The organism is Pseudomonas linyingensis (assembly GCF_900109175.1).
GTDB classification, from domain to species: domain Bacteria; phylum Pseudomonadota; class Gammaproteobacteria; order Pseudomonadales; family Pseudomonadaceae; genus Geopseudomonas; species Geopseudomonas linyingensis.
Genome location: NZ_FNZE01000023.1, coordinates 1 through 12,460 on the forward strand (window position 1 = coordinate 1; position 12,460 = coordinate 12,460).

Genomic DNA, 12,460 nt, shown 5'->3' on the forward strand with positions numbered 1-12,460 from the left:
CGGGTTTGCTTCATCGGGGTTGCTTGTCTTGCCATGGTTCACCTCGTTGCAGTTTATCGCTTAACGGGGTGTCCACTGGAACTGGGCAAGATCAACCCAGCAACCGATTCACGGACGAATCCCATGGGCCGCAGCCGCTACGTCATTACCGATCCCGCGCAACCGCACTTCCTCACCTGTACGGTGATGGAGTGGCTACCACTATTCAGCCGCCCGGCACTGGTCGACATCCTGCTCGATTGCTGGCGCTATCAGCAGGCACATCAGGGGCTCAGGCTGTACGGCTATGTGGTGATGGAAAATCACCTGCACTACCTTGCCCAGGCGCCCGATCTGGCCCGATGCGTCAGCAGCTTCAAGTCCTACACCGCTCGCCGGATACTCGACGATCTGGAACAGCGCGGCGCACAGTCGGCCTTGCAGCGGCTGAGTTTCAGCAAGCGTGCGCACAAACAGGACCGGGAATACCAGCTATGGCAGGAAGGCAGCCATGCCGAGCTGGTCTACAGCGCCGAGGTCATGCGCCAGAAACTGGACTACATCCACCAGAATCCGCTGCGACGCGGCTATGTGGATCTGCCCGAGCACTGGCGCTACTCCAGTGCTCGGGACTATCAGGGACAGCCTGGACTGATCGGCATCGACCGCTGGATCTGAGTCGACGCGGAGCGTCGAGGGCGGCGTTCCCACGCAGGAGCGTGGGAACGATCGAGAGTAAGGCGGGAGTCGGCGTGGTCGTGGTGGAAAATCGCTGCGCGAGTTTTCCACCCTACGCCGGGTGACGCTGCGGGCGGCGGCTGGAAGCGCTCGCCTCAGCGCTTCACGCAGGCAAACAGCGCATTCCCGGAGGTTCCGTTCCAGGGAATGAGCTTCTCGTAATCGTGCTCGAGCACATGCACCTCGAAGTACGGTTGCAGCAGCGCCTGCAACTCGTCGAAGTTCACCGCGACCATCGGGTGTTCGTCGTGCCACACCTGGGTTTCGCCCGCCACGCTGCGTTCGATACGCAGCCTGAGCGACTGCCGCTCGCCCTCGCCGGAGTAGTTCCAGCCGGAGCTGAAGCTGAACAGGCCGTCCGCGTGCCGTGCGCTGTGGGTCACCCAGGAGGCGTTGTCGATCCGGCGCTTGTCGACCGCGTTGAAGCAGAACAGCCCATCGCTGGCCAGTGCGCGGTGCGCGGTGGCGATGCAGGCCTGCAGCCGATCGAGTCCGCCGCTGTAATGGATCGAGTAGAGGAAGCAGGTGATCAGATCCTGCGGCTCGTCCGCCGTGAAGGCGCACATGTCCTGGCGGGAGAAGTGCGCCTCCGGGCAGCGCAGGGCGGCGCGGTCGAGCATCGGCTGGTTGATGTCGAGACCGCTGCTCGCATAGCCGGCGTCGATGAAGTGGCGGACATGCGGCCCGGTTCCACAGGCCAGATCGAGATGCCGGCGCCCGCCATTGCCGAACAACTGCTGCAGCCGGTGGGCGCAGTGGCTTTGCGCCGGGTAGTCGATGTCGGCGCACATCAGGTCGTAATAGCCGGACAAGTCGTTGTAGAGGGTGTTGCCGGGCATGAGGGTCTGATGTTCCAAGCTGCGCGCGGGGGCGCGCATCATAGCCCAACCCGGGCATGGGGGCATTGAAAGCACGCCCGACGGCCAGAGAGCGGCGAGGCAGGCGGAGCCCTGAAGACCCTCGGTGGAAGATCGCTGCGCGAATCTTCCACCCTTACGGGATAGGCCTGACGAGCGACGGCGACCTGTTCAGACGCAGTTGCCGGCGCAGCCGCCGCGGGCGCAGGCCGGAGCTTCGGGGTTCTTCAAGGCGCGGCTGTTGACCACGGCGGAGGTGCCGAGCAGCTTGGTCACCGGGGCGTCGTCGGGGATCGCCGGATCTTCGGCCAGGGTGCAGGCGGCGCGCAGTTCGCCCCAGGTCTTCGGACTCAGGGCCATCGGGTGGTGGACTTCGTACACCTGGCCGTTGGCTTCGCAGCGGTAGTCGTAGGTCGGCATGGCGGTTCCTCTCGCGGTGGTTGCGGGTGTCGATACTCTACGGCTTTCTGCGGCGACGAAAAGGGGGGAGCATCAGGTTCAGGGCGCGGCTGGCTCGGCGGGATGCTGGGCGGTGGCGCAGTTCGCGCGCGGCTTCGCCATGGAACCCCGGCACGCCGGGCCGGTCAGTCTGTTACCGTGACGCGGACTCCCCCGCTCACCCGCAGCCCCTTGCACAAGGAAATGGCCCATGACTGTTCGTCTCCCCGCCCTGTTTGCCCTCGCCGCCGCTCTACCGCTGGCCGCCTGCGCCGCCACGCCCGAGGCACTCAAGCCCTTCCCTGCCGCCGCCGAGGGCTACCAGCGCCATGTGATCGACCTGCCGGCGCAGCCGAACGAGGCCGACCACAAGGTGGAGCTGATCGCCGGCAAGACCCTGGAGGTGGACTGCAACCGCCAGCGTCTGGGCGGCCAGTGGCAGGAGAAGACCGTGGAAGGCTGGGGCTACGGCTACTACGAACTGGAGAAGGTCGGCCCGGCGGTCAGCACGCTGATGGCCTGCCCCGACGGCAGCCGCAAGCAGGCCTTCGTGCCGGTGGGCGGCGAGCCCATGCTGGTGCGCTACAACAGCAAGCTGCCGCTGGTGATCTACGCTCCCGCCGACGTGGAGGTGCGCTACCGCATCTGGTCGGCCGCGCAAGACAGCAACCCCGCCCCGCAGCAGTAAGTGCCTGTTGCAGGCCGGCCTGGTTCTTCACGGGGAGGTTGGGCGACGGGTGTGGTGGTCTGCTGGCAAAAAGCGAATCCCCCCTAACCCCCCTTTTGCAAAGGGGGGGATGGTTCTGTGGTGCTTGGTAGTGTGGTGTCTACACCTGGATTCAGGAACCGCACCGCCCCCCCCCCTTTGCAAAAGGGGGGCCGGGGGGGATTGAGACTCCCACCGCATCCCCAATCACCTCCAACACCCCCGCCAGCTCCCGCAGCACCTGCCGGTTGTCGAAGCGGATCACCCGCAGCCCCAGCGCCTCCAGTTCCCGGGTGCGCTGGCGGTCGTATTCGATGGCTTCCGACGCATGGTGCTGGGAGCCGTCCAGCTCGATGACCAGCCGGGCGGCAGCGCAGTAGAAATCGACGATGTAGCCGGCCAGCGGTTTCTGGCGGTAGAACTGCAGGCCGCCCAGCTGCTTGCGCCGCAGGCAGGCCCACAGGCGCTGCTCGGCGTCGGTCATGTCGTTGCGCAACTGGCGCGAAAGCGGTTTGAGACGACGATTGTAGGGCAGCATGGGACGCCTCCTTGCGTACATGCCTGAGGTGCTTAGCGCCTTGTCATGGCAGCCAGCGCCGTCACGCCTGCTTCAGCGCCACCAGCACGAAGCCACAGACGATGCCCGCCAGGGCGATAAGCCAGCCGATCCGGTAGCCACGATTCTTGTTCGCCTGCCGAACGGGGTCCACGGGTTTCTTCTTTCTCACAAGTCCACCTGCCTCTCGCTGAAAACAAGGCGCATGAGCCGGCAGCCGGCCTGCGCGAGGCCGTCTTTGTAGGGGGGATGGGCCTGCTTGTCCAGCCCGGCGAGGCGCATATCCGCCCGGCTGCATTATGATTGCCCGCCTCCCTCCGCACAGGACCGCCCCCATGGCCAAATGGCTGGTGAAAACCGAACCCTCCGAATGCGGCATCGACGACTTCGCCAGGGCCCCGCAAACGCCGATCCGCTGGGACGGGGTGCGCAACTACCAGGCGCGCAACTTCCTCAAGGCCATGGCCGAGGGCGACGAGGTGCTGGTCTACCATGCGAGCTGCAAGGACATCGGCATCGCCGGCGTGGTGCGCGTGGCGCGCACCGCCTATACCGACCCGACCCAGTTCGATCAGGAATCGCCCTACTTCGACGCCAAGAGCCCCCCAGACAATCCGCGCTGGCAGGCGGTGGACATGCTGTTCGAGCGCAAGCTGGCGCGGCTGATTTCCCTGGACCGGCTCAAGACGCTGCCCGGCCTGGAAAACCTGCCCCTGGTGCAGCGCGGCAGTCGGCTGTCGGTGATGCCGGTCGGCGAGGAGGAATGGCGGATCATTCTGGGCGAGCGGCAGTAGGCGGGATGGCCCCGCATCCCGGCAGGAACGCGGGCATGATCGGAAAGCCAGAAAGCACAAGGGGGAGCCATTGGCTCCCCCTTCGAATAGGTCATGCTTTGTTTTTGTTGTTCTGACGGGCTTGTTGTTGTTTTTGGCAGCCCGCCCGGACCAGGGTCCGGTAGTAGTCCCAAGACGGGACCTCAACAACAAACGTATTCCTTTGGATGCTGATATTGCCACTACCCTCGCGGGTTCAACCGGTGCTGGAGCTGCCTCAGGGCAGTTTTGTTGTTCTCGGTCCGGTCGAGGGAGAACCCCATCGGGCAACTCCTCTCCAAAAGAATCTGTTTGCTACGCCCCCACCCTGTTGTTTTTGTTGTGTTGGAGTCGTTACGTCTTGTTTTTGTTGTGTTGGTTCAGCGTTCTTGTTTTTGTTGTGCAATAGATAATGCAGACGCCGTGCCAACTTTTTAAAACCATTTATAATCAACAACTTAGCTGTTTAGTCGGTAGCGAGGACGGCCCAAAAACCTGGGCATCCGTTACCCGTGACCCCAGATGGCGTTACGCCGGAGCGGGGCGGTAACACCTCGCACCGCCTAGTCGCCCCGGCCCGCCACGAGGGCGGGGGTTGCCACGAGCCGGTTTCAGGGCGCCCCGAACAGCGCCGTCCAGTAGATCCCCGCATCGCTCTTCGGATCGGTCGCGTAGGCCGCGCCCAGCTCGCGGAACTGCGGGTTCATTAGGTTGGCGCAGTGACCGGGGCTGGCCAGCCAGCCTTCGACCACCCGGGTCGGATTGTCCTGCCCGGCGGCGATGTTCTCGCCGATCCGCCCGCCGCTGTAGCCGGCCAGTTCCGCCCGGTCGCCCGGAGTGCGGCCGTCGCGGTCCTTGTGGTCGAAGAAGTTGCCGTTAGCCATGGCCCGGCTGTGGGTTTCCGCCGCTGCTCCCAGCGCGGAGTTCCAGGCCAGCGGCGACGCCGCGGCGAAGGACTGGCCGCCGCACTGGCGCGCCTGCGCGCGGGCGGCATTGATCCCCTCGAGCAGCTTCTGCCCTTCCGCCTGCCAGTCGCCCATGCGCCCGGTCAGCAGCGGCCGCGCCAGCACGATGCGCCAGTCGCGCCCCGCGCGGCTGACACCGATATCGACGAACTGCGGATCCAGCAGTACCTGGCAGTAGTTCGCCTGCAATGCGGTCATGGCCGCCGGCGCGTCGCGCGGCCCGGACAGGCTGATCGCCTGGGCAGAGACCATCTGGTAGGTCGTGCCGGTCAGCGCCTGCTGCAAGTCTCCGCTAACGCCGGCCGGCAGGATCAGCCGCGGATCGGCCGCCAGCGGCGGCAGCTCCGCGGACGCCTGGCCGGCACAGCGCTGCACCTGACTGCGGTAGCCGTTGATCGACTCCAGCAACTGCGCCTCCTCGCTCGCCTCGGCAGTCGCGACAAATAGCCAACCCAGCGACAACGCGGCAAGCCGCACAACGGATGAAGCAATGCGCATGGAAACCTCCTTGATCTGACTGCTTACATGATGGGCGATTGCGGGCCTTTTGTTCACGCCCAGGCACGCGGATGCTCCAAAACCGTCGCGGGCCGCTAAAATGCACGGTTCGTTTCGTACCGGTCGCGAGTCCGCCCATGTCATTACCCAAGCACCACCTGGAACTGCTGAGCCCCGCGCGGGATGTGTCCATCGCCAAGGAGGCCATCCTGCATGGCGCCGATGCCGTGTATATCGGCGGCCCCAGCTTCGGTGCGCGGCACAATGCCGGCAACAGCGTGGCGGAGATTGCCGGCCTGGTGGAGTTTGCCCACCTGTTCCACGCCAAGGTGTTCGTCACCATCAACACTATCCTGCATGACGACGAGCTGGAGCCGGCCCGGCAGCTGATCTGGCAGCTCCACGACGCCGGCGTCGATGCGCTGATCGTGCAGGACATGGGCATCCTCGAGATGGACATTCCGCCGATCGAGCTGCATGCCAGTACGCAGACCGACATCCGCACCCTGGAAAAGGCCAAGTTTCTCTCCGACGCGGGCTTCTCCCAGCTGGTGCTGGCGCGCGAGCTCAACCTGCAGGAGATCCGCGCGATCAGCGAGCAGGTCGACGCGGCCATCGAGTTCTTCATCCATGGCGCGCTGTGCGTGGCGTTTTCCGGGCAGTGCAACATCTCTCATGCGCAGACCGGGCGCAGCGCCAACCGTGGCGACTGCTCGCAGGCCTGCCGCCTGCCGTACACCCTGAAGGACGATCAGGGCCGCGTGGTCGCCTACGACAAGCACCTGCTGTCGATGAAGGACAACAACCAGACCGACAACCTGCGCGCACTGGTGGATGCCGGCGCGCGCTCGTTCAAGATCGAAGGCCGCTACAAGGACGTGAGCTACGTGAAGAACATCACCGCTCACTACCGCCAGGAGCTGGATCGGATCCTCACCGAGCGCCCGGAGTTGGCCCGCGCCTCCAGCGGCTTCACCGAGCACTTCTTCGTGCCCAACACGGAAAAGACCTTCCACCGCGGCAGCACGGATTACTTCGTCAGCGAGCGCAAGATCGATATCGGCGCCTTCGAGTCGCCGAAGTTCATCGGCCTGCCGGTGGGCGAGATCGTCAAGGTCGGCAAACACGACTTCACCGCCAACACCAGCGAACCGCTGAGCAACGGCGATGGCCTGAACGTGCTGGTCAAGCGCGAAGTGGTGGGTTTCCGCGCCAACACGGTCGAAGCGCTCGGCCAGTTCGAGGAAGACGGCCAGCCCCGCTGGCAGTACCGCATCGTCCCCAACGAGATGCCGGCGGAACTCAAGCAGCTGCGTCCGCAGCACGTGCTCAACCGCAACCTCGACCACAACTGGCAGCAGGCGCTGCTGAAGACGTCCGCCGAGCGCCGCGTGGCGGTCAGCTGGCAGGCCCGACTGAGCGAGGAACAGCTCGTCCTCAGCGTGACCAGCGAGGAAGGCATCAGCGCCTCGGCCAGCCTGGCCGGGCCGTTCGGGCCGGCGAAGAACCCGGAACAGGCACATGAGCAACTGCGCGACACCCTGAGCAAGCTGGGCACCACCATCTACCATGCGCAAGACGTGCAGATCGACGCGCCGCAGGCGCTGTTCGTGCCCAACTCGCAGCTCAAGGCCCTGCGTCGCGAAGCCATCGAGGCGCTGACCGCCGCGCGCATCGCCGCCCACCCGCGTAGCGCTCGCAAGCCGGTCAGCGTGCCGCCACCGGTGTATCCCGAGTCGCACCTGACCTTCCTGGCCAACGTATACAACGAGAAGGCCCGCGCCTTCTATCACCGCTTCGGCGTGCAGCTGATCGACGCGGCCTACGAGGCCCACGAGGAAAGCGGCGAAGTGCCGGTGATGATCACCAAGCACTGCCTGCGCTTCTCCTTCAACCTGTGCCCCAAGCAGGCCAAGGGCGTCACCGGCGTGCGAACCAAGGTCGCGCCGATGCAGCTGGTACATCAGGACGAGGTGCTGACCCTGACCTTCGACTGCAAGCCGTGCGAGATGCACATCATCGGCAAGATGAAGGGCCACATCCTCAACCTGCCGCAGCCCGGCAGCGCCGAGAGCATCGTCGGTCACATCAGCCCCGAAGACCTGCTCAAGACCATCAGACACAAGCACTGAGGCCGCCGCGCAGCCCTTCCTTGCCGAGGGAGGGCTGCGCAATCCACCGCGAGTTGAGTGAATCGCGCGCACAAAAAAAGGCCACTCGTTTGAGTGGCCTTTTTCGAAAACTGGTTGCGGGAGCAGGATTTGAACCTACGACCTTCGGGTTATGAGCCCGACGAGCTACCAGACTGCTCCATCCCGCGCCGACAATCTTACTAGAAAAAACATTCCAGTCAATCAATTTGTTTAAATTAATAAAATTATTTTATTAATGAATACATGGCGCGTACCACCCGATACTTCCTTCGCCCCGTTGAGGCCATCCATTGATCGCTCCCACGCTCCCGTACCCACGCAGAGGGTTCAAGGAGTAACCCGCATAATCGAGGCCAGGTCTCAGCCACCCAGGGCGATGGTGGCGGATACCAGGGCAACCCCCAGCACGGTAAACACCAGCGCGGTGATCCAGGGACGGCGGGCGCCGGCAAAGCGGCCGTAGCCCAGGCCGATGATGAACAGCATGCTCAGGGCAATCGCGTTGGAGGCGCGCAGGGCATGCAGGGGCTCGCTGAGCAGCACGAACGGCAACACCACCGGCAGGGTGGAGAGAAACACCAGCAGGAAAACCGCCACGGCCGCACGCAGGTCGTGCCAGCCGACCAGCATGCGCGTCCACGGCGCGGGATGCTCCAGCAGACGCTGGTGCAAGGCCTGCACCTCTTCGGCTTTCATAACCCTGGTGACCAGATACGGCATGGCCTCGGCGAGCAGCCCGGTGGCCTGGGCGGAGCCAAGCGGCGCTTTCTGCAGGTGTTGCCACAGCTGCCAGTTATGACCTAGCTCGACAAGACGGTTGAGCAGCAGCATGCAACCGTCCACCAGGCCCCAGGCCAGGTTGCAGCCCACGCTGGCGATCAGCAGCTCGCGCACCGTGCCTTCGCCGGCACTGGCCACGCTGAAGGTACCGGTGAAGGTCAGCACCATGAGCAGGCCGAACAGAATTTCCGACATGCGCGACACCGGATCGAGCACCTCCTGCTCCGGCGATTCACTACTGCCCTGCTCGTTGCTCGTCATAGCCGCCCTGCCCTGCCGGATTTCGGTGACCTTCATCAGCAGTATGCGAAGGAAACCACCTGCCGCCAGCGACTCACGGCAAATTTCCTGGCGGCCGAGCCCCGTCGCGCCGGCGACCGCCCTGAGCGTGCTGCTACGGGCATAGAGTGCATAAAAACAGCCACTAGACTAAAATATTAATAATTCAACCCAGAAAAGATGCCATGCCCTCCGAAGAAATCGCTCACGACCCCAAGAACGCACTCAAGCACCAAGTGAGCGATGGCTGCGCCTGCGCCATGTGCGGCGCCACTGACCGCCCCCTCGCCTTTCATGTTCTCGAACGCGACTATCCCAAGGACGACGTCGCAGCCCAAGGCTTCCTGGTCCTGTCCATGACGGTCGACGCCCTGCGCGGGTCGTTTCCGCTGTGCGACCGTTGCGCCCCAGCCTGCCCGAAGTGCGGGCTGCCGGTCGAAACCGAGCAGGTCCTGGCATTCCAGAACTCCGTCGGCGCCAAGCTCGGCAAGGGCGTATGCCCTCAGCACGAAGGCCTCGGCCAGCGCCTCAAGACCGTCTTCAAGCGCACCTTCAACATCGGCTGATCCTGCCGCCTTGCCGCGCTCGCTCGCGTGCGGCAGCGCGAAGCGCCGACAACGTCTGGCGCTTGAATAGCCCGATGATTCCGGTAGGCTCAACAGCTTCTTTGAGAGGAGTATCCCCATGGCCAAAAAAGCCACTGCCCGTCACATCCTGGTTGCCAGCGAAGCCAAGTGCCTGGAGCTGAAAGCCGCCATCGAAGCCGGTGCCGACTTCGCCCAGGTTGCCAAGGAAAACTCGACCTGCCCGTCCAGCCGCCAGGGTGGCGACCTCGGCTCGTTCGGCCCGGGCCAGATGGTCAAGGAGTTCGACACCGTGGTGTTCAGCGCGCCGATCAATGTCGTGCAAGGCCCGGTGAAGACCCAGTTCGGCTACCACCTGCTGGAAGTCACCAGCCGCCAGGACTGACAGTGCGCGCCCCACGGCGCCGCCTGCACAAAAAAGAGGGGCTGCCATATGGCAGCCCCTCTTTTTGTTTGACCCGCAAGGCCAGGCTGGGCCGGCTAGTCCTGCAACTGCCGAGTGATCAGCGCCACGCTGGCGGCAAGGCGCTCCTGCACGGCACGCAGTTGCTCACCCTGCTCCAACAGCGGAACACACAGGTTCAGCGCCGTCAGCACCAGCAACTCCTGACTACCCGCAGCCGGAAAGCGCAGCTGGTTCTCGTTGACGCGCTCCTGCAGCAAGGCCGCAGCCTGCTGCAGGACCGCTTCTTCGCTGGCGGATGCCCGGACCGAGTAGTCGCGCCCGAGAATCTTCAGGACACGGACGCCAGTCTCCTTCATGCGGCGCTACTGACACCGGCACGCTGCACCAGTGCCTGCAGGCGGGCCAGGGTGGCGCTTTGCTGTTCTTCCTGCTCGAGAGCGGCCATCTGCAGGCTGTCGTTCTCTTCCCGGGCCTGACGCAGCTGCTGCTCGAGTTGTGCGCAGTTGGCGGTCAGGGTCTGGTTCTGTTTCAGCAGCTCGGCTACCAGGCCTTCCAGTTGCGCGAGGGTTGTTTCAAGCATGGAAATTGTCCGAAGTTCGTGAAAGATGACTGAAGGATAAAGAAAAGCAGCCGCCCCTACAACCGCGCCTCCACACTGTTGCAACGGACTCCACTCGCAGAACAGCCCGCGATGGCCCCCACGCGGCCGCGCGGAAGCCACCAGGACTGGCGTGACTACTTGACCAGCGTCACTGGCACCGCCACCTCATGCACGACCTGGGTGGCCACCGAGCCCAGCACCAGGTTCTTGAGGCTGCCCATGCCGCGCGTCCCCATGACCACGGCGCTGCAACCGTAGTCCGTGACCGCACGACCGATCTCTGCCGCCACAATGCCGGTCGCCACATGGGTTTCATGGGCGATATTGGCGGCACCGAGCATGGCCGCCGCCTCGGCATTGACCTCGGCGGCGTGTTGCAGCGCACCGGCATGCAACTGATCGAGCAAATCCGGGGTGACGTATTCGCCATAGATGACCGGCTCGGTCTGCACATTCAGCACATGCACCTTGAGCTGCGTAAAGTCCTTGGAAAAGTCGATCAGATACTGAATGGCACGTTTGGCACTTGCCGAACCGTCGAAGGGAACCAATACCGTGTGCATGACGACTCCTTAACCGCGCAAAGGGTGAGTCATTAACTTTAACCAGTCTGGGCGCAGCTGCCAGCCATTTCAGGCATTCACCCTGCGCCACCACCGCCCCGGCGCAAAAATTTTGCTTGTCCGACCACACCCGCGAGCCGCTAGAATCGCCCTCCCGTTCCCGGGCCGGCCCGGGACTCAACCGTCACAGCGGAGAACCGACATGGGCGCCCAGTGGAAAGCCAAACCTAAAGAAGCCGCCGCCAACGCCAGGGGCAAGATCTTCGGCAAGCTGGTGAAGGAAATCATGATTGCCGCGCGCAACGGCGCCGACCCGGACATGAACCCCAAGCTGCGCCTGGCGGTGCATCAGGCCAAAAAGGCATCGATGCCCAAGGAGACCCTGGAGCGCGCGATCAAGAAGGGCGCAGGGCTGTCCGGTGAGGTGGTCCACTACGAGCGCACCCTGTATGAGGGCTTCGCCCCGCACCAGGTGCCGGTGATCGTCGAGTGCCTGACCGACAACGTGAACCGCACCGTGGCGGAAATCCGCGTGCTGTTCCGCAAGGGCCAGATGGGCACCTCCGGTTCGGTGAGCTGGGACTTCGAGCACCTGGGCATGATCGAGGCGACCCCGGAAGGCGACGCCGACCCGGAACTGGCCGCCATCGAGGCCGGCGCCCAGGACTTCGAGCCGGCCGAGGAAGGCGCCACCCTGTTCTACACCGATCCGACCGACCTGGACGCCGTATGCAAGGCGCTGCCGGAGTTCGGCTTCACCGTACAGTCCGCCCAGCTCGGCTACAAGGCCAAGAATCCGGTCAGCCTGTCCGGCACCGACCTCGAGGAAGTCGAAGCCTTCCTCGAAGCCCTCGACGGCCACGACGACGTGCAGAACGTCTACGTCGGCCTCGCCGGCTGAGTTCGCTGCAGCAGGTCGGCATCACGCCGCGCAATGCCGCCGGCGTGGTGTCGACCCGGACCGCTGGACAGGCTTGCCTGTCGCGATCACCGGCATGACCACACGCGCATCCGGCTCGCGGACAGGCCGCCGCGCCTAGGCCTGTTCGAGCACATCGTCCGCCCAGCTCAGGGCCGCCGCCACGGCGGGAAAGCCGATGGTGCTGGTCAGGGCGAGCAAGGCATGTTGGATCTGCTCCGCACTGGCGCCGGCTTCAAGCGCCCGTCGCGTGTGGCTGTGCACCGCCCCCTCGGAGTGGCTGGCGGCCGCGGCGCCGAGCTGGACCAGTTGGACGGTCCGCTCGTCCAGCGACCCCAGGTTATGCACCGCGGTGCCCAGCGCCTCCACGGCGGCGAAGTAGTCAGGGTACTGCTGCTGGATGCGCCGATAGGTGCCCAGCTCTCGCTTTCTGTGCATGTTCGACTCCTCCCCTGCGCGATAAGAGGGACGACTTCATTGTCTGTCCAATGCCACCACCTGACCAGCGATTAGCGGCCCGCCGACGCACAGCGCCGTGCCCGGAAACCGCCGAAACATCGAAGTGTCGCAAAGCGGACAGGACGGCCCCCGTGCCAGGCACGGGAGCCGTCATTCGCTCATCGGGG

Annotated in this window: 16 protein-coding genes and 1 tRNA gene; 7 read left to right on the top strand and 10 right to left on the bottom strand. The window is 64.5% G+C overall.

The window, feature by feature from the left end:
• Nucleotides 1–123 precede the first annotated feature (123 nt).
• Nucleotides 124–657, top strand: a complete 534-nt coding sequence (locus BMZ19_RS20155; protein WP_090313377.1) for an REP-associated tyrosine transposase — start codon at nucleotides 124–126, stop codon at nucleotides 655–657.
• Nucleotides 658–812: 155 nt separating this feature from the next.
• Here BMZ19_RS20155 and BMZ19_RS20160 read toward each other — a convergent pair whose 3' ends face one another.
• Both BMZ19_RS20160 and BMZ19_RS20165 read right to left on the bottom strand, forming a co-directional pair.
• Nucleotides 813–1,556, bottom strand: a complete 744-nt coding sequence (locus BMZ19_RS20160; protein ID WP_170847817.1) for a class I SAM-dependent DNA methyltransferase — start codon at nucleotides 1,554–1,556, stop codon at nucleotides 813–815.
• A gap of 189 nt (nucleotides 1,557–1,745) precedes the next feature.
• On the bottom strand, nucleotides 1,746–1,994 hold the full coding sequence (locus tag BMZ19_RS20165) for an FmdB family zinc ribbon protein (RefSeq protein WP_090313379.1): 249 nt from the start codon (nucleotides 1,992–1,994) through the stop codon (nucleotides 1,746–1,748).
• A gap of 229 nt (nucleotides 1,995–2,223) precedes the next feature.
• Between BMZ19_RS20165 and eco the strand changes: the two genes are divergently transcribed.
• Complete coding sequence (eco, locus tag BMZ19_RS20170) at nucleotides 2,224–2,700, top strand: serine protease inhibitor ecotin (protein ID WP_090313380.1); 477 nt, start codon at nucleotides 2,224–2,226, stop codon at nucleotides 2,698–2,700.
• A gap of 151 nt (nucleotides 2,701–2,851) precedes the next feature.
• On the opposite strand, the gene BMZ19_RS20175 is transcribed toward eco, so the two are convergent.
• Nucleotides 2,852–3,256: an endonuclease domain-containing protein gene (locus tag BMZ19_RS20175; RefSeq protein WP_090313381.1), complete on the bottom strand. Its 405-nt coding sequence runs from the start codon at nucleotides 3,254–3,256 to the stop codon at nucleotides 2,852–2,854.
• Between the two features lie 353 nt (nucleotides 3,257–3,609).
• Here BMZ19_RS20175 and BMZ19_RS20180 point away from each other — a divergent pair, with 353 nt between their 5' ends.
• Nucleotides 3,610–4,068 (top strand): EVE domain-containing protein, encoded by a 459-nt coding sequence (locus BMZ19_RS20180; protein WP_090313382.1) that lies wholly within the window; start codon nucleotides 3,610–3,612, stop codon nucleotides 4,066–4,068.
• Nucleotides 4,069–4,697: 629 nt separating this feature from the next.
• On the opposite strand, the gene BMZ19_RS20185 is transcribed toward BMZ19_RS20180, so the two are convergent.
• A complete protein-coding gene (locus BMZ19_RS20185) occupies nucleotides 4,698–5,549 on the bottom strand; it encodes a CAP domain-containing protein (RefSeq protein ID WP_090313383.1) in 852 nt (283 codons plus the stop codon).
• Between the two features lie 137 nt (nucleotides 5,550–5,686).
• Between BMZ19_RS20185 and BMZ19_RS20190 the strand changes: the two genes are divergently transcribed.
• Nucleotides 5,687–7,681, top strand: coding sequence for a peptidase U32 family protein (locus BMZ19_RS20190; RefSeq protein WP_090313384.1), 1,995 nt, complete (start codon nucleotides 5,687–5,689; stop codon nucleotides 7,679–7,681).
• Between the two features lie 111 nt (nucleotides 7,682–7,792).
• On the opposite strand, the gene BMZ19_RS20195 is transcribed toward BMZ19_RS20190, so the two are convergent.
• Both BMZ19_RS20195 and BMZ19_RS20200 read right to left on the bottom strand, forming a co-directional pair.
• Nucleotides 7,793–7,869 (bottom strand) — tRNA-Met (locus BMZ19_RS20195).
• A 193-nt stretch (nucleotides 7,870–8,062) separates the two neighbouring features.
• On the bottom strand, nucleotides 8,063–8,743 hold the full coding sequence (locus BMZ19_RS20200; protein WP_170847818.1) for a VIT1/CCC1 transporter family protein: 681 nt from the start codon (nucleotides 8,741–8,743) through the stop codon (nucleotides 8,063–8,065).
• Between the two features lie 203 nt (nucleotides 8,744–8,946).
• On the opposite strand from BMZ19_RS20200, the gene BMZ19_RS20205 reads away from it, so the two are divergent.
• Nucleotides 8,947–9,327: a hypothetical protein gene (locus tag BMZ19_RS20205; protein ID WP_090313386.1), complete on the top strand. Its 381-nt coding sequence runs from the start codon at nucleotides 8,947–8,949 to the stop codon at nucleotides 9,325–9,327.
• Nucleotides 9,328–9,445: 118 nt separating this feature from the next.
• Complete coding sequence (locus tag BMZ19_RS20210) at nucleotides 9,446–9,730, top strand: peptidylprolyl isomerase (protein WP_090313387.1); 285 nt, start codon at nucleotides 9,446–9,448, stop codon at nucleotides 9,728–9,730.
• A 95-nt stretch (nucleotides 9,731–9,825) separates the two neighbouring features.
• Here the strand turns inward: BMZ19_RS20210 and BMZ19_RS20215 are convergent, their stop codons facing one another.
• The 3 genes from BMZ19_RS20215 to BMZ19_RS20225 all read right to left on the bottom strand — a co-directional run bounded on the left by BMZ19_RS20215 (nucleotide 9,826) and on the right by BMZ19_RS20225 (nucleotide 10,915).
• Complete coding sequence (locus BMZ19_RS20215; protein WP_090313388.1) at nucleotides 9,826–10,107, bottom strand: cell division protein ZapA; 282 nt, start codon at nucleotides 10,105–10,107, stop codon at nucleotides 9,826–9,828.
• A complete protein-coding gene (locus BMZ19_RS20220; protein ID WP_090313389.1) occupies nucleotides 10,104–10,331 on the bottom strand; it encodes a hypothetical protein in 228 nt (75 codons plus the stop codon). Before BMZ19_RS20220 ends, BMZ19_RS20215 begins: the two co-directional genes overlap by 4 nt.
• A gap of 155 nt (nucleotides 10,332–10,486) precedes the next feature.
• The gene (locus BMZ19_RS20225) at nucleotides 10,487–10,915 is read right to left on the bottom strand and encodes a universal stress protein (RefSeq protein ID WP_090313390.1); all 429 of its coding nucleotides are present in this window, start codon (nucleotides 10,913–10,915) and stop codon (nucleotides 10,487–10,489) included.
• A gap of 202 nt (nucleotides 10,916–11,117) precedes the next feature.
• Between BMZ19_RS20225 and BMZ19_RS20230 the strand changes: the two genes are divergently transcribed.
• Nucleotides 11,118–11,816, top strand: a complete 699-nt coding sequence (locus BMZ19_RS20230) for a YebC/PmpR family DNA-binding transcriptional regulator (protein WP_090313391.1) — start codon at nucleotides 11,118–11,120, stop codon at nucleotides 11,814–11,816.
• A gap of 135 nt (nucleotides 11,817–11,951) precedes the next feature.
• Here BMZ19_RS20230 and BMZ19_RS20235 read toward each other — a convergent pair whose 3' ends face one another.
• On the bottom strand, nucleotides 11,952–12,272 hold the full coding sequence (locus BMZ19_RS20235; RefSeq protein ID WP_090313392.1) for a carboxymuconolactone decarboxylase family protein: 321 nt from the start codon (nucleotides 12,270–12,272) through the stop codon (nucleotides 11,952–11,954).
• Nucleotides 12,273–12,460 lie beyond the last annotated feature (188 nt).